This window comes from Micromonospora sp. IBHARD004, from assembly GCF_052814115.1.
Genome location: NZ_CP199934.1, coordinates 1,989,827 through 2,008,118, shown reverse-complemented (window position 1 = coordinate 2,008,118; position 18,292 = coordinate 1,989,827). Strand labels below are relative to the sequence as shown.

The following is an 18,292-nucleotide window of genomic DNA, read 5'->3' as shown; positions in this document are numbered from 1 at the left end:
GTTGTGGCGTACCGCCTTCGGCGGGCGACTCGACTATGACCTGCGCGCCGACCTCGACGGCCAGGACGTCCCGGTGTCGTTCACGGAGCTGTTCTATCCGGACAGCGGTGACTACCACGACCTGTGGGGCTGGATCGAGCACGAGTGCGGACTGGCCGAGGAACATCAGCCGGACTGGTCCGGCCCGCTCGTTCACCTGCCGATCGGCGGCTTCGAGTATCTCGAACGTGTCTACGTGCACACCGCCGCCGGTCCGGACCACGGCGCCGTCGTGTGCTGGCGGCAGGGATTACCACCCGGCTGGGAGCTGCGGGCGGGCGACCGGGCCGGGCGGCTCGCCGACGATCTGGGCGCGCTGTTCGGTCAACTGGTGCTGGAGCAGGACCCCTGGGGAAACAGCGGCGACCCGCACGCCCGGTCCGCTGCGGCGAAACTACGCCGACTTGTGCGGGCAACCGTGCTTGACTGGCGCCGCGCCCTCGACCCGGGCACGCTGGTCACCCAGCGCCGGCTCGGGCGTCTCGCACTGGACCGGGCGGCAGCCAACGACGACGTGGCGCTGCTCGCGCGGTTGGTGGCGCTGGGATGTGATCCGACCGAGGAGGTCCGCAACGGGCTGACCGCGATCGACGTGGCCCTGCTCCACCGGGCCAACGCCGTCGTACAGTGGCTGCTCGAGAGACGCGTCCCGGTCGAGAACTCCCTGCAGGTCGCCGCACATGCCGTCGACCTCGACCTTGCCAGGGACCTCCTCCACCAAGGCGCACGGATCAATACGTGCGTGGTCTCGCGGGCACTGGACAACGAGGACGTGGAGGTTGTGCGACTGCCTGTCGCGTGGCGCGCAGCCGGACGAGGCGCTTGGCCGGCTTGGGCCGCGGCTGCGCATGATGGCCACCCAGGCCGCGCTCGCCAGCCGCCGCGCGACGGCACCAATCCGACGAGGCGACCGCCGAGCGTGAGCAGTGCCGGTCCGCAGCGCTGGCGGAACTCGCCGACCGATTCGACCCCGAACGCCGGCCCTGACCACGCAAACCGCGTTCGCAAGTGCCGTGAGACCAGGGCAACCCATTGTGCGCCCGCGCGAGTTCCCCGACGTCCGAGCACCGCAGAGCCCGACATGCCGCCCTGCTGGTGACGCGCGCACCGCGGCAGATGAGGATGCTGACCGCCACGGTTTTCCACGAGAAAGTCCTGGCAGAGCGGAGCGACCAACCGGCAGAATGCGCATGCCCCGATGATCGAGTTGTTGAGGAGAAAACCCATAACGGCTGCGTTGACCAGGCGTGCGCGAAGCTTCGTCCACGGCGACGGACACCGCCTCTACAGCGAGATGAGCAGCGACATCCGCGACCACTGGCTCAACCACGGCATCCCGGCCGCCGTTGTCGACCGGATGGCAGCGTTCGAAGCCTGTGGGGCGGCCTGTTGCTACCTCCAGCGCCACACTATGAAGGTGGCCCGAAGATGTTCCGTAGCGACATGCCCGAGATGGACTCTACGGGTGACTGGTGGTTCGACGCGGGTGACCAGCGGTTCTCAATGCCTTACGGATTTTCATCGGTCCTCGTGGGGAGTTCGGCATCGAGGACAGTCGCCGCAGGGCAGTGCTGCACGAGTCCGTCGCCGGCTGGGTCGAGTCCCTGGCGTTGGTGTACCGGGCTGGTCATTGGGCCTCCGAGATCACCAAGGTGCGGGGCGCAGCTGTTGAGCGACTGGATCTGTCAAACCTGGAACCCGTTCCCGGAAGTCGCCGGCGTGTCGGACACCTGGTGGCGGGGCGGGGAAAAGGTCATCGCGGTATACCGGGGTGAAGCTCATCTCTTGAATGACCCCGAACTGCAGGTCGCCACGGTGTACGACGGCATTGCCGAAGCCCCGATCTACCTCGACTACTGACCTCACATCGGCACGACCGTGCGTTCGACCTCACCGTGCCTCGTCCCGCAACGTGACGTCCGGTCGGCGGCATGAGCGTGCGGAGGTGACAGACCCACCAGCTCCGCGACACCAAGTAGTCTTCCCGTCGGACGATTCGGCTCGGACGAAGCTGTCCGATTCGTAGCGGGGTGTTCGTCATCTATGCGGCGGCCGTATCAGCCACACACGGAGAGCCACGGCGCCGAAGCGTATCCAGCCACGCCGCTTTTCACCTGGCCCCTCGCCGGAAGCCGGTCCTCATCAACAAGGAGACGAGATGTCCGACTCGATCCGGCTTGCCTCAGTCACGCTCGACTGCCCCGACGCGGGCCGCTTGGCCGCGTTCTACGCCGAGATCACCGGCGGGACGGTGACGAACCTAGGCGAGCACTGGGCCACGGTCGTTTGCCCGAACGGCCGCATGGACTTCCAGACGGTGCCCGACTACACACCACCGACATGGCCTGACCCCACGTCGCCGATCATGATGCATCTGGACTTCTATGTGGACGACCGAGCGGTCGCCGAAGAGCGCGTGCTGACGGCAGGCGCAACAAAGTACGCGTTCCAGCCCAACAGCGGCCAGTGCTACGTATATGCCGACCCCGCCGGCCACCCCTTCTGCCTCACCACCTGGGAAGACATGAGGCCCGAACCCGACGGCTCCATCGATTGAGCAACGCACCCTTTTCAGCAGAGTCGGACGTTTCGAGAGCATGGTCGAACGCGCGCATCGCGGCATGAGAGTGCGCTATACGGCGGCAATAGCACATTCCGCAGGGTGCATTACAGTAAGGCCTCGCAGCAGTCACGCATGGCAGCGCAACGGATCGAGGTTGATCCGCGACTCGTATACGAACAGAGGCCAGCACATCGTCTGCCGCCGCAAGCTCACAGGTGAATACTCGGCTATTCTGGTTGCTTGGTTGATGGTGTCGCGGTTTGCGTGACTCCTTCCTGCCGCAGTTCCAAGATGTAAGGCTGGTCGTTGGTCTGTAGGAACCGGACTTCCAGATCGAGTCCTGGGTGTAGGTAGCGACCGTCTGGGTCTGCCAGTAGTACAACCGGTTGCTGGGCAGCGGCGGAGAAGGTCAGTTGACCGTTGGTGACCGCGATGTCGACTGGGTAGTCGTCGTGTAAGACGTAGCGGCCCGTCACGTCACTAAGCGGCGCGGCTGTGATACTGGTGGCGTACCGACGGTCCGCGGCGGCGCGGATGCTGGCCAGCAGCTCCCATCCATCCTCAGAGTTAGTCATCGCAGCGACCGCGGTGCCGCTGTCGGGCCACACGTAGGAAAAGCAGGTATAGCCAACGTTCAACCCGGTGTGTCCGAAACGCCGGCGCCCGGCGCGGTCGTCGACCTCAGTGCCGAGCCCGTAGATGCCGCCAGGAATCTGCGGTGTCCACATCTCGGTGGCCAGGTCCCGGTCGAGCAGCTTCGAGTCTCCCGAGGCCGCCCGGGCGATCTCGAGGTCGAGCCGGAGCAGGTCGGTCGGGGTGCTCCACAGTCCACCTGCGGCCGTCTCCGGTTGCACTCGCCAACCGCCGGGAATCCCGGTGCCGCCACCGTGATGGCCACGAGCCACCAGATGCGGTCGCTGGTGCGGAAACTGCTGGTCGAAGCTGCTGTCGGCCATGGCCACCGGTTCCAGCACCAGAGTTTGCATGAGGTCCTCGAACGGGGTTCCGGTCGCGTCCACCATCAGCTGCTGGAGCACGGAGTAGTGGCTGCCCGAGTACCGGAAACGGCTACCCGGCAACAGGGTCGACCGAACCGGTGGAGTAGTCGTCGAGGCGCTGCCTTCCAGGACCTGCAACAGCGACGGGGCGCGATCTGCGGCATAGCCGCGGTACCAGGTGTCGGACAAACCCGCCGTGTGCGCCAGCAATTGTCGTAACGTAACTCCCGGTTGCTGACCCTCGCGGTCGAGTAGTTGCCACGAGGTGAGGTACACGCCGATGTCGGTGTCCAGATCCAGGACACCGTTTTGGACCAGTAGCAATGCGCCGAACGCGGCGACATGCTTACTGATCGAACAGGCCGCAAACGCGGTGCCCGCGGTCACCGGCGTCGACGTCTCGCCACCCGTGACGCCATACCCCGCCGCCCACACCCGCCCGCTCACGTGCCCGACGGCGATGCTGACCCCCGGCACCTGATAGATGCTCATCAGATCGGACAACGCCGCCGTGTCCGGCGAAAGCCGCCCAGAAGACACATGCCGGTCAAGTTGGCCCAGCAATGGGACCCAGTCCTGAGAGAAATCCACGTCTTCCACGGCGTCGATTCTCGACCACACGTACCCGGTGGATCAAATTGATCGAATAATCTCTATATATGCGACGCAACGGCGGTCGGCAGCAGCGGCATCACTCAGGCCAGTCGCTGACGAAATAGAGATCCGCACACTACGTGCCCGGATCACAAATTCGGCATGACCGCTCGGCGGCAGATGTGTGCGCTGCAATCCAGTCGTTCGCCGGCTGGTTGGTATGTCGGAGAATTACCGAGCTTCACGGGTCAGGGTCTGGTCAAGGTGGGTTCTGCGGGTGGCATCAGGGCGGTGACAGCCATCCGGTCACGGCGAGGAACCTCTCGACCAGACCTGGGCGATGCTGCATGCGTTGCTCGCCGGATCCTGATGTGCACCTGGACCCACCTCCACGCCGCGTCGCGTCGATGATGCGAGACACTTTCACCGTGCGAAACGACCTCGACCAGATCGAAGCGGCGTTCGTCGGCACGCCACTGGCCGGCCTGCCGATCGGGCACGGCCCGTCGGGCACTGTCCTCGTCGCCGACATCGACCCCAATCGCCTGCACGAGGCCTGGCAGGCTGCCGACGCACTGGTGCCGGTCATCGGACGCCGGCCCCTCATGGTCACCGACGACTTCGACGACGCGCTGAGGATCCGGCCCGAGCCCGAGCCGGGTCCGTCGGAGTCGGAGCTGCGCGCGTTCGCCGAGGCGGCCGAGTCTTCCGAACCCTGGCTGGCCTACCGCCACTACAGCGAGGACGACGAGGTCGACGAGGGCGAGGTCGAGTACTACGCGCGTGGCATGGCCGGCGTCGACCTGGACCTGACGGCCCTGGTGTCGGATGTGGCGCTGCCGACTTCGCGCCAGGCGCTGGAGCGGGCGCTGTACGATCGGCTGCTCGCCGACGCCGACCTGTACGCCCGGGTGCTTGGCAGCGTGCGGTTCGTGACTCAGACCGACTACTGGTACACGCCTGACAGCGTCCTGCTCATGTTGCTGCCCACCAGCGACGTCCGCAGCTCGGGGTACTGGGTGGACTTCTACGGTGCGCTCAGCCGGGAGTACCAGCGGACGCTCGCCGAGGTGTTGGCGCAGTGGCGTCACCGGTGGGACGCCCGCCTGGTCGCGTCGTGGGGCACCATGCTGCAGTTCCAGGTGGGTCGTCGCCCGGCACCGGGTGACGAGGCGTGGACCGCGGCCGGCCAGCTCAAGGCGCTCGCCCCGAACCTCGACCTGAGCCGGTGGGAGGTCGCCGTTGCCTTGCCCGCCGGTGATGCGTGGTTCGTGCACAACCGGCCCTGACAAACTCGACCAGACCGTGACCCGCCGAGCTCGGCCGTGGCCCTAGCTCGGCCGAGCCGCCCCCTCATTGGCAGAGTCGGTCGGTAGCGGCTGGTGGCGCGCGGTCGGCGGCAGAAGTGGATGCCTGTGGGGTTCATCCGCGGCTGGCGTACAGGTACACGGTGACTGCATCGGGTGCGTCGAGGTTGACCAGGAGCGCTCGGCGTGTGCCGTCTGCAGTGGGTTGCTCCTCGTCGAGGCCGGAGATGGTCTTGGCGGTTTCGGGGTCCCACAGGTTGCCGCCACCGACGTTGTGTTTGGCGTCGACTGCCCGAAGCCCCGGTGCGAGAGCCGTCGTGAACTTCGCCGTGGCGACGAAGGCGTCGAGTTCGGTGCGGGGCATGCGGAACTTCGCCGAGAGCTGGGTTTCCAGGCCGTTGCTGTACGCGGCGGTGAGCAGCACGCTGCCGGGCGGCAGGGTCACGTGAGCGACGGCTTCCACCTGGGCCGCGCTGGCGACCTCCGGCCTGGACTGTACCGGGAGCAGGTCTATGCCATTGCTGCCGACGGACAGCCCCGCCACACCGCACGCGATCAGCGACAGAAGCAGACTCATGCACGCAAGCATGAGTGCGGCCGTGCCTCTCCGGTTGCGCGTCCTCGGCACAGCGGTCTCGATCATGGCCAACACGATACGGCGCGCGCGCTCATCGGCAGATCCGCTCGTTGTGCTCGCTACCTTCCGGAGGCCATGTAGGCGGCGAGGATGTAGTTGGGGTGTCGGTTGAGGTTCTTGCGGGCGCGGTCGTAGCGCATGGTCGTACGCGGATCGGCGTGACGGGCCGCGATCTGCACGTCGCGTAGGCTCACGCCGGCGTCGGGCATGGTGGTGACGAAGGTGTGGCGCAGCATGTGCGGGTGCATCCTCGGCATCCGGATTCCGGCGCTGGCAGCGAGATGCTTGAGCCGGCGGGTCGCGGCGTGCCGGTCCATCCGGGCGCCCAGAGTGTTGCGCAGGATCGGACCATCGAGGCGGCCGTCGACCGCACGGTCCACGGCCCTGGCCACCGCTGGTGGCAGCGGGACGAGGACGACCTTGCCGCCCTCGGCGCGCACACGCAGGACGCGGTGGCCGTGTTCCTCGCCGATGTCGCGGATGGTGGCGCCGCAGGCTTCGAAGATCCGCAACCCGAGGAGGCCGAGCATGGCGATCAGGGCGAAGTCGTTCGGGTTGCTCGACTGCCGTGCGGTGGTGATCAGGGCTTCGAACTGGAGGTGGCCAAGGCCGAGGGTGGGTGATTCGGGTGGTACTACCGGTCGGCGGACCTAGTCGGCCGGTGAGTGCGGCAGGGAGGGCGTCGATGACGCACACGCGGTAGAAGCCGATCACCACCGATAGGCGGCGGGAGACGGTCGAGGGCTGGGGGCGGCGCTCGTCCTGGAGCCAGCGCACGTACCGCTCGATGTCTGCGGGTGTGGTCGACAGTGGCTGCAGCTCCTGGCCAGTGCACCAGGTCAGGAAGACACGCAGGTCGGACTCTGTGTGCAACCGCGTGTCACCGCGGTACCGACCGAGGTAGCCGGCAACCGCCGCACGGAGAACCACACGATCAGGAGAGACGACACCGGGACCGGAAGCGGGAGAGGTAGGCATACCTCACGGTGCGTCACCAGTCACAGTCAGCGCCAAGACCCTCCGCGCGGCAGAAGAGGACGCCGGCCACGGTCGGCAGGGGATCCTCCGCTGCCGTTAGTGTGGCCGCCGCTACGCTGTCACGATGACCGGTTCCGCCTCGCTTCCGGGAGGCGTCCTACTGCGTCCACTGGACGTCGGCGACGCGCCTGCACTGCTCGACGCGTACATCCGCAGTCGTGAGCATCTGCGTCCCTTCGACCCGGTGCGACCTGACTCGTTCTGGACGCTTGCCGGCCAGCAGTGTCGGCTCGACGAGATGGTGCAGCAGATGAAGGAGGACAGGCTACTGGCCTGCGCGATGCTGCGAGATGGTCGTGTGTTGGGGTGTGCAACGCTCAACACGATCGTGCTTGGTCCTTTCTGTAGTGCAAATTTGGGGTACTGGGTGGAACCCGCTGAGGTCGGACGTGGCCTGGCGAGCGCGGCTGTCGCAGCGCTTTGCCAGATCGCCGACCAGGAGCTCGGTCTGCACCGGATCCAAGCAAGTACGAGCCCGTTGAATGTCGCCTCGCAGCGCGTGCTGGCCAGGAACGGGTTCGAACAGTGGGGGACGGCGCCCAAGTACTTGCACATCAACGGTAGATGGCAGGATTCCTATCTGTTCCAGCGGATCCTCAACGATCGGCCGCCAAGCTTTCGCTCATGATGTAGAGGAGCATCCGCTCATCGGCAGGTCCGGTCGTCTCGTCTCGGACGCGCTGTCAGCAGCCAGATGCGGATGCCTGTGGCCCGGCTCGACGCAGCGGGGAGGAGCCGCGTCACTGCTGGCCGGTCCCTAAACACGTCAGGGGCGGATGGCGCGGAGGAACGTGGTGGCGAGTGTGTTGTGGGCGAGTGTGCCGGCCGCCAAGACAGCGCGCACATGGTGTTCAAAGCGGTGGCGCTCCTGATCGGTGAGCATTTGCGCCAACGCCTCCTCATACGTGGGGGCCAGCGGGTTGGGTGCCGTCTTCTTCAGCACCTCCCAATCGGTGGTCGGCAACGGGTACGGCACCTCGACCTCTGCCCGGTAGTCCAGCTCTACCGAAGCAAAGCCGGCGCCGCGCGCCCACCGCAGCAGGTCGCGCTCGTCGAAGTTGAGCATCGGGTTCTCGGCCTGCGGGACGCTCTCGTACGCCCGGCGTAGCTTCGCCGCCAAGTCGGCGATAGGCGTCATGTCCAACCCGAACAGAATGGGGCCTGCCTCGGTTACGCCGAAGCTGTTGATCGGCTCGAAGATGGACAGCCGCCCGCTCGGGCGCAGCACTCGGAAGAACTCGGCGAACGCGGCCTGCTTGCGCTCGACGTAGATGAGCACCGACCGGGTCGTCACGATGTCCACCGACTGATCCTGAACCCCGCGCAGGTCGTCGGCGGAGGCGTGCACGAACCGGGAGCGGTCCAGTAGGCCGCCCGCGGCCGCCCGGAGTCGGCACTCGTCGAGTAGATCCGTGGAGATGTCGCTGAAGATGACCTGCCCGCCCGGGCCCACCCGGTCCAGCGCGGCGAAGCCAAGCAGGCCGTTGCCGGTGCCCACGTCGAGCAGCACATCCCCTGCCGCGACTGCGGCACGGTCCAGCACCCCGTCGCGATAAGCCGCCAGCAGCGATGCCCCGTGCGCCCGGACGCCCGGATCACCCGCGTCCCGGCGCTGCAGTATCCACTGCGCCCACCGATCCTGATTGGCGCTCGTCATTGCCTCACGCTAGCCGACAGCGTGGTGTTGCCTGCGGCGGCGATCCGCAGCGGTCGCCGCACCACGCCTTCTGGCGCCGGTCAATCACGCGCATCGGCGGGACCGCGCACATCGCGGCAGATCAGCGTGCCGGAGCCGCCGTACGCTTTCGTCATGCCGAGCCGTACTTTCGCCGTCGTTGGGATGACTGCCGAGGCGACGAGTTCGACGGTTGGGGACACTCCGTCTGGTACTTCGAGGTCGATGACGGCGGCTGGCCTGTCCGCCAAGTGGAGGCATACGACGCTGGCCCTGTACTCCGCTACGGGCCCGATCATGAGGAAGACCAGTATGGAGGTCTGGGTCAGGTCAGCCTTGATGACCCGGAGGAGGACTGGAGCGCGTACCTGATCGGCCGAGACGAGTTCGAACGCGCCTGGCACTCGGCTGGCGAGTAGGAGTCGGCGATCGCCATCGGCGCAGGAGCGTGTGCCGCGGCATCTGGGGTCACCGACCGTGGCAACGCACCGACGACCGGCGCGCACGCAGGGCGGCAAATCCGTACGCCCGCTCCGGAACGGCGAGGCGTCGTACCGGCGCGCGGTCAGTCCACATCGGCAGTCTCCCCGCCGTGTCAGGGCTGGATCTGGTCCTCGATGGGGCTGCCAGAGGCGCCGAGATATGGCGGCTCGCCCGACTTGGGCACGACGACCGGGCCGTTACCGATGAGAGACGCCGGAAGCTCCATGTCCTGCAAGAACCCTCGTGTGTTGTAGCCGAAAACCCAAGCGGTCGGGAATTCCTGACAAGAGCAGATGACGACGTCGATACCGCATTGCGGACGCACCACCCGATCCAGCAGATCCTGGGCCGCCTCGTAGGCGTCCTGCATCACGATCCCTTGAAATGGCCACGGCCGATTCATGCGCATACCCCCTGCGTGCTGTCTCCGCTGATCCGGTTATCGCCGCGTTGATCATCGCACCCTGCGCGGGCACCGAGGCATCCGCTCATCGGCAAGACCGAGCGCCGTCTTCATCGACGATCGTGACGCTGCGTGACGCCCGGTAAGCGGCACAGCGGCTGACGTTCGTCCTGGGTCAGCAGTGGATGTGCACGTGCAGTAGCACCGCGTCGGGTGGCAGCTCCATCAGATAGAGGTCCGTGAAGTGCAGGTAGTCACGGCGAAGTCGCAGGTTGTCGAGCTGGCCAGCGAGGCCCGGTACGCTGGGGGCCATTAGATCGGGGTCGAGCCACTCACCTGAGCGCGTCAGCAGGCCGTTGGTCGCCAGCGCCTCGCGAGCGCGCAGAGCCATGAAATCGACCCGAGCCAGGCCGAACGAGACGACGGGATCGTCACCCCAGTTACGGATCCGCTGAAACGGCGCGGTGGTAAAGCCGTATCTGTTCGCCACGGCCGCGAGGAGCGGTTGCGAGTGATAGGCCTGCCATGCCTCGCGCCCGAAGTAGTCCTGGGCCTCCGCCGACCTCTCAACGAACTGAACAAGGGGGCGCGCCGGTGGAAAGGCGGCCGCCAGCTGCTGCCACTCGTCCCACTCCCGACCGGCCGCCTCGGCGGCCGCAGTGCGGACAGCCCCCAGGTCGAGCAGCGCCCGCGGCCCACCGTCGCAGTAACCCGGGCCCGCGTCCTCGGACGAGTCGCCGCGCACTAGCCGCAGATCGTCCTCGTACCCGCGCACGACGGGGATCCTCGCGGACGAACAGATCCGGTAGCGGTCCCACCGCCCACCCCACTCAGCGTCCGGGTCCTGCGGGGTATCCCGGTCGTACGGCCGCATCGCCGCGGCCAGGGCTACGTGGATCTCGCGGCGGTCCACCGGATCGAGACACACCGTAATGATCTCCCAAGCCATGCTGCTTCTCCTACGCCTGAGGACCCGCCGCCGGGCAGGTGGCGTCATCATTCGGCGTCCTGAGTTGATCACTGAACATGCCGCCGACCCTACTGGTCGTGGCAGCGGCGGTAGCCGCCAGCTATGCCGTCACGCACGGGTACGAGCCTCCGGCGCACTCAACTCGACAGACCGGCACACTCAAGCGGCACACCCGGACGCTCACGCAGGCTGGGCTCGCTACGGCCCGACGTTACGGCCGACCGGCGACGCGCAGTATGCGGCAGACATCCCATGTTTTTCGTTGTCAAGAACTGGGGTGGAGATGGGCCCAGGCCGTTGTCTCGTTGTAGGCGGTGCCGGTCTTGAGGCAGCCGTGCAGGATGCCGACGAGGCGATTGCCGAGTTGTCGCAGGGCGGCTTGGTGACCGGTGCCGCGGGCGCGGAGAGTGTCGTAGTAGGCGCGGGCGCCGGGTGAGCCTTTCAGCGAGCAGAACGCCCATTGGTGGACGGCGTCGCTGAGTCTTCGGTTGCGGGCGTAGCGCGCCAAGACGACTTTGCGAGTGCCGGAGGCCCGGGTGATCGGGGACGTGCCGGCGTAGTTCTTGCGGGCCTTTGCGTCGGTGAAGCGGTGCGGGTCGTCGCCGAACTCGCCGAGGATCCGGGCGCCGAGGACCACCCCGAGGCCGGGCTGGCTCAGGTAGTGGTCAGCGTCCCGGTGCCGGCCAAAATGGTCGGCCACCACCTGCCCGAGCTGCTCGACCTCGGCGTTGAGAGCGGGATCAGCCGAACCTGGGCAGTCACGATGGCCGCGTAAGCGGCCTGAACCGCGTCCGGTTGGCGCAGCTGCCCGGCGCGCAGCCGCTGCTGCAAGTCGGCGGCTTTCGTGTCGATGTTGCGGCGGTTCGCCCGCCGCAACGCGGCGGCGATCTGTGATCGTGACAGCCGGGCGGCGCGAGTCGGGTCCGGCGCGCGGCCGAGCAGCTCCAAAACGTCGGGCGCGGTCAGGTCGTCGAAGGCGTCCAGGGCGGCGGGGAAGAACTCGCGTAACGCGCTGCGCAGCCGCAGCATCTGCCGCGACCGGTCCCAGATCAACGTCTGATGAGTGCGGGCCACCAGTTTCATGGCCTCCGCCTCGGCGCTGTCGCCGGCAACCGGACGGTGATGGGCGTGATCCAAACGCACGATCTCGGCCAGCACGTGCGCGTCGCCGGCGTCGGACTTCGCCCCCGAGGTGGAATGCCGCTCCCGATAGCGAGCGACCGACATCGGGTTGATCGCATACACCTGATAGCCGGCCGCGAGCAGCGCCTGCACCCACGGGCCACGGTCGGTCTCGATCCCGATCCGCACCTGGGCTGCTGCCTCGGCCGGGTCGAGATCGGCCCAGTCGGCCGGCATGTGCTCGGCGATCAAAGCGTGCAGCCGGGTGACACCTTCGAGGCCTTCGGGTAGCCGTTTACGGACCAGCTTGCCACCGTTGCCGTCAACGAGTTCGACGTCGTGGTGGTCCTCGGCCCAGTCGTCTCCCAGGAACAGCATCACGCCTCTCCTCCTCTATGGACCACATCGTCCATGGCAGCGCGGAAGAGACCCCAGCGATCTAATGGCCAAGTGCTCACCGCAAACCCGGGGCACGTCATCCCATCAGCTGTCCAGCCTCCTCACGACCAGCGGGCGCACGGTCTGCCGCAAGGCCTCGAAGGCCTGAAGAGTGGAGTGCTGACCCGCCAGCCGCTACCGGAGCCATCCTGCACCAGCAGGCTGACGGAACCCATTAGAAGAGTGCACCTAATTTTCTTGACCGCAATCGAATGCGCATTGTGGGCGAGACTGCAACCTAGCGACGCCGGCTGAGCACCACCAGATAACGGCAGGGCAGTTCGGTGGGGTTCCAGTACGTCCCGGGCGTCGACGCACCGAGCTCGAGGCAGTCGCCGGAACTCAAGTCGTGCTCGACTTCGCCTTCACGGAAGCGCAGACTGCCCTCCAGCACCCAAATCTGGTGATTCGCCAGCGCGAATGATTCGGCTGGGTAAGAGACTTCCGCGCCAGCCGGCAGTTCGACTTCGACCAACTGGACCGAGCCGCCGGCCGGCGACACCGAGCGGCGCCGGTAACCGGTCGTCGGATCAACCCAGACAGTCTGATCCGCGATCCGTGCCAGCCGCGGAGTCTCACCCTCGGTGCGGGCGAACAGCTCGGAGAGGGTGAGGCCGAGCGCCGCAGTGAGGCGGCCCAGGAGCACGGCGGTCGGTTGCACATCGCCGCGCTCGATCTTCGCGATCATTGCCCGGGAGACGCCGGAGCGCTCGGCGAGAGCGTTGACCGACAGGTCCCGGTCGATTCGGGCGGTACGCAGGGTGGCTGCGATGTTCGCGGTCAGGGGGTCCGACATGGTGCCACTATAGTAAGCACATCGTCTACTATATCAACATGACGCTGACGATCCGTGACGGAGGCCAGGACGATGCCACCGTCTGCGCGGCCATCTACCGGCCGTACGTGCTGAACACCGCCATCACCTTTGAAACCGAGCCGCCAACTGTGTCCGAGATGTCCCGACGCATCGAGGCGGCCGTCCGCTCGTACGCCTGGCTGGTGGCCGAGGCCAACGACCAAATCATCGGGTACGCGTACGCTGGACTGTTCGCCGTCCGTCCGGCATATCGCTGGTCCTGCGAAGTCAGCGTCTACCTCGAGACCGGGCGTCGCCGCACCGGTGCTGGCCGCGCGTTGTACCAGGCTCTCCTGCCTCGGCTGATCGAACGCGGCTACCGCATCGCGGTGGCGAAGATGACCCTGCCCAACGACGCCAGCATGGGATTGCACGCAGCATTGGGATTCCGGCCGGTCGGCGTGCACCGACGAATTGGGTGGAAAAACGGCGCATGGCACGACGTGGCCATCGCTCAACTCGACCTAATCACCGATAACTCGCCGCCGGCTTCCGAGCGCGGTGCCGAGGGCCGCGCCGGTAGCGGTACCCGCCGTCCATTCGAAGATCATGCCGAGGAGGAACTCTGGACGCAGCACGTCGAGGACCGCGGCTTGCCACGTCGGCGGCACGGCGTCGCCGGTGCTCAGGTAGCCGGCGTGCTGGTTCGCCCAGACCACGGCCTCGGGGAGGCTGACGGCGAGCACCGCGACCAGGGCGGCGAGCCCGGCCAGTGCTCCGGTGCGCAGCCCGGCGCCGAAGGATCGGTTCCGCCAGGCCGTGGTGAGCGCGACGGCCAGCAGTAGGGGCATCGGGAGGAACACCCAGAAGCCGAGTATGCCGCCGCGGTCGTGCGCCAGCGACCAGCGCGAGGCGGCCAACGTGCTACCGGCCACGACGACCGCCGTCCCTGCGGCCAGCAGCCATGCGCCGTGCGGCAGCGCGGACCGCAGCGCGGCCCGCACCCCGCCGAGGGCGAACCTGCGGCGCTCGGCTGGCGGGTCGATCGCCGCGAGCTCGGCCCGCAGCGCGGCACCCCATGCGGACCGGTTGTCGGGCAGGTCGGCGGTGGCCAGGTCGAGCAGGATCTGCCAGACGTCGCGTGCCGCGTGCTGACGGCCCGCAGTGCGGGCGCCGAGCGCGGCTCCGAGGACGGGCCACGGCATGTTCCAGGCCAGCGCGACCAGGAGGACGTCGAACGGTATCAGCAGGTCGCCGTCGCCGAGGTTCGCGACGACCGGGAACATGCCGGGCTCGGCCAGATAGGCGGCGCGCAGCGGCAGGTACGCGGCCGCGGTGCCGACGACGATGGCGGCGAGGGCGAGCAGCCCGGCGATGGTGCCGGCTCCGAATCCGCGGGCGCGGGACATGGCGGCTGCAGCCGCGCCGACGAACGCGGCGCACCCGAGGGCCGCGAGCACTCCGAGCATCATGGACAGCAGCACCACGTCGAAGCCCCAGCGCGGGCCGTTGGTGACCGTGGCGAGGTAGAGGCGCTCCAGGCCGGCGGTGAGCAGCGCGGCGGCTGCGGCGACGGCGATCAGTCCCGGCCACACCGGGCGTCTGGTGCCGTCTCGCCACGCGGCGCGGGCGCGGGCGGCGAGCGTGCGCGCACCGCCCCGGCGTACGGCGTCACGCAGCCGGGCCGCGAGCACCACGATCGCGAGCAGGGGCACCGGTAGGAGCAGCACCAGGATGAAGAGGAAAGCGAGCATCGAGGGCCTCCGAACGGCAGGGCGGGTCGGGGGTCGAGCGGCCGAAGGTCAGATGGTCCCGGGCGCGAGCCGGGCCGCGCCCGGGGCGGGTGCGCCGTCGCCGGCGCGTGCCGTCGCGGCGACGGCGCGCGCGAGTTCGGCGCCCGCGGTGCTGAGCCGGTATAGGTGCCGGGCCGGCCGCCCGCGCGGCGGGTCGGTCTCCCAGGAGGTCTCCACGTGTCCGCGCTCGGCGAGGCGGATCAGGATCGGGTAGACGGTGCCCGCCTTCAGGTCGAGGGCGCGGCACAGGTCGTAGCCGTGGCTCCAGCCCTCACCTGCCTCGGCGAGGGCGGTGAGCACGGCCGCGGTCTGCGGGGAGGGATGTCGGGTGCGGACCATGGCACCATGGTCTACCTAGATAGAGTTATGCGCAAGACCCATCCCTTGATCTGCATTGCGCCTCCGGCTGACCGCTGGATGGCGAGCCGCTGAACCTCCTGCCATGATCAGGGTAGCGATGGTCGACTACATAGGCCCACGCCCGGCATCCGGATCTGCCGCGGATAGGGCGCGTCGCTCTCAGCACACCCATCACCGTCCGTGGCCAGCCAGCCTGGCGCAAAGCGTCCTGTCGTGCCGATGAGCGTGCGTTATTTTCTCGACCTGTGGTGGAGGATGGATGCATGATCGGTGACCGGTGGGGCGTGACCGACAGCGAGATATTGCGCTGCTATCCGTGCGACGACTTGGTCGTCTCACCCGCGCTGCAGGCGTGGCGGGGTGTGCGCGTCGAGGCGTCTGCCGAAATGGTGTGGCCGTGGGTTGCACAGGTGAGGCTTGCGCCATACTCCTATGACTGGATCGACAACCTTGGCCGCCGTTCACCTCGAGAGCTGGTAGGCCTTCCCGAGCCGCAAGTCGGAGAGAGATTCACGACTGCTGGTGGGCGGGAGCTGGGCAGGATCGTCTCGGTCGATCCGGGGAAACAGCTGACGGGCACCATCATGGGCGCCTTCATGTCCTACGTCCTCGTGCCCCAGGAGCACGACACGCGCTTGCTGCTCAAGGTCGTCATGCGGACCACCCGCTGGGCCGCCCTCGGGCTGTCCGTCGGCGACCTGATCATGGCTCGACGTCAGCTACTAAACCTGAAGCAACTCGCCGAGCGGCACTACCAGGGCACGGCCAAGGATTGAGGATCAGCCTCATCGGCATGTCCGCGCGCTGACGGCGCCGACTTGCCGAAACTGCGTAGCGCGCGGATCGCGGCAGGTCAGTGCACCGCCGGGTAAAGAGCGCGAAGGCTTCTATGCCGTCCTCGAGGGAGACGAACGCGTGCGTACCTTCGCCGCTGTCCATGCCTGGCAGGCACCCGCCGGTCGTCCGGCGGTGCCGGGGACCGCGAAGGCGTTGGTCGTCGCGTACCGTGGCGCCCGTGGGCGGACCCGGGCGGCGTGGGAGCTGACGTGGCTGATGATCCTATGTTCGTCGTTTCCGTAGTATTGAATGCCGTCTTGAGCGTTTACGCGCTCTGGCAGGTGGCCCTCGGGTGGCGTGCCAAGCGGCGGGGCGAGCACCAGAAGCGGCTGATGATGGCCGGTGCGGCAAGGCTGCTCCTTGCCTCCGCTCTATGGATAACGATCTTTCCCTATGCGCCCTTCAGCCACGACTTTGGCCCGATGACCGGAATCGTGGCTCTCGTTGCATGCTTGGCACTGCTGACACTTGCGGTGCTTGTGGACTGCCGTCGAAGGCAGTTGACGCGCACACCCCAGCGCTGACGGCCTGGCTGATAATCTGCGGTCTTTGACGCTGCGGTTTCAGTCTCGGCCTCGTCGATAGCGGACCGACCCCCCTCGCAGTTGGGGCACCTCTCATCGACACTCGCGCGAATACGCAGCCGGCGGTTGGTCCGCACTGTCATCGGCAAAGTCGGACGTTGCGGGAGTGGTGCGGAACGCGCGCATCGCGGCATGAGAGTGTGTCTGATCAAGCTTGGACCGAGAAGCAGCCTCTGGGATTAGTAGTGGGCAAGGATCTGCGCCACCGGATGGCCGAGAACAGCGCACACCTCGGCGAGTTCCTGCGTATCAAGCTCGTACTTGGCGCGCGTCGGATTCATGGCGCTCACCTCGAATCGCGCGAAACCGACTGGCCAGTCGTAGTGAAGAGCGTCCAGCGAAACGATCGCCTCGCAGCAGGGAACCGTCACGTCTAGCTCATTGAGCCATTTTCATCATGGCGAGGCAGCCCTTGATATGCCTGATCAACGCGGGCATGTCGTTGCTCCACACAGGACGAGACTCCCGGCAGGACAGCCGTCGACCAAACGACAGCCTTGTCCGGGAGTCTCGTTGCTTACGTATGTTGCCTGCGAGGATCCCTTGTTGGGTACCGTGCGGATGGGCGCTCAGCTATTGGGGTCAAAGTCGCTAAGTATCGACCCGGGGATGGATCCGGTAGATCTCACCGCCGTCTGTGCTGCTGACTGCGACTTCGCATCGCCACCGGTTCTGCATCACAGACAGGACCGTTATTAATACTCTGTCACCGTTCTCGGGGATAGCGGTGAACCAGAGGCCTTCGAAGTTGTCCGGGCAGCTCAGCTGAACCCACACAACGTTTTCCTCACCCGGCCCCGCGCTATCCACTGTGCAGTCAAAGAACCATTGCAGCTCTTCGAACGGCACCTTCTCGCTGATAGAGGCTTTCTTGCGGTCCGGGTAACGCTGGCCCTGTTCTCTGACAGTCATGCCGGTTCCCTCCTTCGACAGTGGTCGGAGTGCCCGTCCCCGGGCCCGGGTAGCGGTTCAGGCGTGAGGGAGATAGTCAGACGATGCGCCCTCCGGCCACCAGCGAGGTTCCACGATCGTCGCACTCGGACGGCGAAATCGGCTACGCAGCTGTCGACTACCTGGTCCCCCATGCTGAGCCCCTTCCGAGGCGACGAGACTGAGCTGAGCTTTCGCGATCAGGCGACCAAGAACGGCCATGACGGCAGTCCGAGAGACCCTGCGCCACCTACGATCCTCGCCCTGCGTGACCTGGGGTATCAGTTTCCCGACAGTCCCACAGGCTAGTGGCTCGTCTCGCATCGTTGGGTGGGTAATCGACGTCCCGTCTGATGGTCAGCAGAGTGTCTCCAGGACCTGATCTTGGAAGTGGTCGTCGTGGGACTTCGACCGAGTGTGTTCGTCCGTCCGGTCAGCACGGAGGAGGGCCGCCGCCTGCAGCGGATCAGCCGGACCGCGAAGGACCCGGTCAGGCTGCGACGGGCGATCGTGGTGCTGATGTCCGCCCAGGGCCAGACGGTCAAGGACATCACCTCGCTGATGCGGGTCGGCGAGGACTGCGTCCGCGATTTCATCCACGCCTTCAACGAGCGGGGGTTCGACGCGTTGGACCCAAAATGCCGACCACGCCATAAGGGGTATTTGAAAGGCCAAGGATCTGAGCCGAGCCACTAGTGTCCTGCGCCGGGAATTCGTTGAAGATA

At 66.9% G+C, this 18,292-nt stretch carries 20 protein-coding genes and 2 pseudogenes; 9 read left to right on the top strand and 13 right to left on the bottom strand.

Going from position 1 to position 18,292, the window contains the following annotated elements; translation table 11 throughout:
- Nucleotide 1: 1 nt before the first annotated feature.
- The 3 genes from ACTWO6_RS09915 (at nt 2) to ACTWO6_RS09905 (ending at nt 2,596) form a co-directional block, all read left to right on the top strand.
- Nucleotides 2–1,138, top strand: coding sequence for a hypothetical protein (locus ACTWO6_RS09915; RefSeq protein ID WP_446219346.1), 1,137 nt, complete (start codon nt 2–4; stop codon nt 1,136–1,138).
- 569 nt (nt 1,139–1,707) lie between these two features.
- Nucleotides 1,708–1,899, top strand: a complete 192-nt coding sequence (locus ACTWO6_RS09910) for a hypothetical protein (RefSeq protein ID WP_446219345.1) — start codon at nt 1,708–1,710, stop codon at nt 1,897–1,899.
- A 298-nt stretch (nt 1,900–2,197) separates the two neighbouring features.
- A complete protein-coding gene (locus ACTWO6_RS09905; RefSeq protein WP_446219344.1) occupies nt 2,198–2,596 on the top strand; it encodes a VOC family protein in 399 nt (132 codons plus the stop codon).
- Between the two features lie 233 nt (nt 2,597–2,829).
- Here the strand turns inward: ACTWO6_RS09905 and ACTWO6_RS09900 are convergent, their stop codons facing one another.
- Nucleotides 2,830–4,200 (bottom strand): serine hydrolase domain-containing protein, encoded by a 1,371-nt coding sequence (locus tag ACTWO6_RS09900; RefSeq protein ID WP_446219343.1) that lies wholly within the window; start codon nt 4,198–4,200, stop codon nt 2,830–2,832.
- A 422-nt stretch (nt 4,201–4,622) separates the two neighbouring features.
- On the opposite strand from ACTWO6_RS09900, the gene ACTWO6_RS09895 reads away from it, so the two are divergent.
- A complete protein-coding gene (locus ACTWO6_RS09895) occupies nt 4,623–5,483 on the top strand; it encodes a DUF4253 domain-containing protein (protein ID WP_446219342.1) in 861 nt (286 codons plus the stop codon).
- 133 nt (nt 5,484–5,616) lie between these two features.
- Here the strand turns inward: ACTWO6_RS09895 and ACTWO6_RS09890 are convergent, their stop codons facing one another.
- Nucleotides 5,617–6,078, bottom strand: coding sequence for a hypothetical protein (locus tag ACTWO6_RS09890; RefSeq protein WP_446219341.1), 462 nt, complete (start codon nt 6,076–6,078; stop codon nt 5,617–5,619).
- A 119-nt stretch (nt 6,079–6,197) separates the two neighbouring features.
- Nucleotides 6,198–6,674 (bottom strand): tyrosine-type recombinase/integrase, encoded by a 477-nt coding sequence (locus tag ACTWO6_RS09885; RefSeq protein WP_446220610.1) that lies wholly within the window; start codon nt 6,672–6,674, stop codon nt 6,198–6,200.
- A gap of 566 nt (nt 6,675–7,240) precedes the next feature.
- Between ACTWO6_RS09885 and ACTWO6_RS09880 the strand changes: the two genes are divergently transcribed.
- Entirely contained in the window at nt 7,241–7,804 is a 564-nt protein-coding gene (locus ACTWO6_RS09880) for a GNAT family N-acetyltransferase (RefSeq protein WP_446219340.1), read from the top strand.
- 138 nt (nt 7,805–7,942) lie between these two features.
- On the opposite strand, the gene ACTWO6_RS09875 is transcribed toward ACTWO6_RS09880, so the two are convergent.
- The 6 genes and pseudogenes from ACTWO6_RS09875 to ACTWO6_RS09850 form a co-directional block, all read right to left on the bottom strand.
- Nucleotides 7,943–8,833 carry a methyltransferase domain-containing protein gene (locus ACTWO6_RS09875; RefSeq protein WP_446219339.1) on the bottom strand — a complete coding sequence of 297 codons (891 nt, stop codon included), beginning with the start codon at nt 8,831–8,833 and terminating at the stop codon, nt 7,943–7,945.
- A gap of 80 nt (nt 8,834–8,913) precedes the next feature.
- A complete protein-coding gene (locus ACTWO6_RS09870; RefSeq protein WP_446219338.1) occupies nt 8,914–9,255 on the bottom strand; it encodes a hypothetical protein in 342 nt (113 codons plus the stop codon).
- Nucleotides 9,256–9,446: 191 nt separating this feature from the next.
- Nucleotides 9,447–9,704, bottom strand: coding sequence for a YrhB domain-containing protein (locus ACTWO6_RS09865; protein WP_446219337.1), 258 nt, complete (start codon nt 9,702–9,704; stop codon nt 9,447–9,449).
- Between the two features lie 208 nt (nt 9,705–9,912).
- Entirely contained in the window at nt 9,913–10,686 is a 774-nt protein-coding gene (locus ACTWO6_RS09860) for a hypothetical protein (protein ID WP_446219336.1), read from the bottom strand.
- Between the two features lie 286 nt (nt 10,687–10,972).
- Nucleotides 10,973–12,207: pseudogene (locus ACTWO6_RS09855) on the bottom strand (IS110 family transposase).
- Between the two features lie 298 nt (nt 12,208–12,505).
- The gene (locus ACTWO6_RS09850; RefSeq protein WP_446219335.1) at nt 12,506–13,063 is read right to left on the bottom strand and encodes a helix-turn-helix domain-containing protein; all 558 of its coding nucleotides are present in this window, start codon (nt 13,061–13,063) and stop codon (nt 12,506–12,508) included.
- A gap of 38 nt (nt 13,064–13,101) precedes the next feature.
- On the opposite strand from ACTWO6_RS09850, the pseudogene ACTWO6_RS09845 reads away from it, so the two are divergent.
- Nucleotides 13,102–13,509: pseudogene (locus ACTWO6_RS09845) on the top strand (N-acetyltransferase family protein); the annotation flags it as partial.
- A 78-nt stretch (nt 13,510–13,587) separates the two neighbouring features.
- On the opposite strand, the gene ACTWO6_RS09840 reads toward ACTWO6_RS09845, so the two are convergent.
- Together ACTWO6_RS09840 and ACTWO6_RS09835 are read right to left on the bottom strand one after the other, a co-directional pair.
- Nucleotides 13,588–14,817, bottom strand: a complete 1,230-nt coding sequence (locus ACTWO6_RS09840; RefSeq protein ID WP_446219334.1) for a hypothetical protein — start codon at nt 14,815–14,817, stop codon at nt 13,588–13,590.
- Between the two features lie 48 nt (nt 14,818–14,865).
- Nucleotides 14,866–15,195 carry a PadR family transcriptional regulator gene (locus tag ACTWO6_RS09835; RefSeq protein ID WP_446219333.1) on the bottom strand — a complete coding sequence of 110 codons (330 nt, stop codon included), beginning with the start codon at nt 15,193–15,195 and terminating at the stop codon, nt 14,866–14,868.
- A 284-nt stretch (nt 15,196–15,479) separates the two neighbouring features.
- Between ACTWO6_RS09835 and ACTWO6_RS09830 the strand changes: the two genes are divergently transcribed.
- Both ACTWO6_RS09830 and ACTWO6_RS09825 read left to right on the top strand, forming a co-directional pair.
- Complete coding sequence (locus ACTWO6_RS09830; protein ID WP_446219332.1) at nt 15,480–15,992, top strand: polyketide cyclase; 513 nt, start codon at nt 15,480–15,482, stop codon at nt 15,990–15,992.
- Nucleotides 15,993–16,262: 270 nt separating this feature from the next.
- Complete coding sequence (locus ACTWO6_RS09825) at nt 16,263–16,577, top strand: hypothetical protein (RefSeq protein ID WP_446219331.1); 315 nt, start codon at nt 16,263–16,265, stop codon at nt 16,575–16,577.
- A gap of 239 nt (nt 16,578–16,816) precedes the next feature.
- Here the strand turns inward: ACTWO6_RS09825 and ACTWO6_RS09820 are convergent, their stop codons facing one another.
- Complete coding sequence (locus ACTWO6_RS09820) at nt 16,817–17,008, bottom strand: hypothetical protein (RefSeq protein WP_446219330.1); 192 nt, start codon at nt 17,006–17,008, stop codon at nt 16,817–16,819.
- A gap of 220 nt (nt 17,009–17,228) precedes the next feature.
- A complete protein-coding gene (locus ACTWO6_RS09815; protein ID WP_446219329.1) occupies nt 17,229–17,549 on the bottom strand; it encodes a hypothetical protein in 321 nt (106 codons plus the stop codon).
- Nucleotides 17,550–17,957: 408 nt separating this feature from the next.
- Between ACTWO6_RS09815 and ACTWO6_RS09810 the strand changes: the two genes are divergently transcribed.
- Nucleotides 17,958–18,263, top strand: coding sequence for a helix-turn-helix domain-containing protein (locus tag ACTWO6_RS09810; protein WP_446220609.1), 306 nt, complete (start codon nt 17,958–17,960; stop codon nt 18,261–18,263).
- Nucleotides 18,264–18,292: the final 29 nt, after the last annotated feature.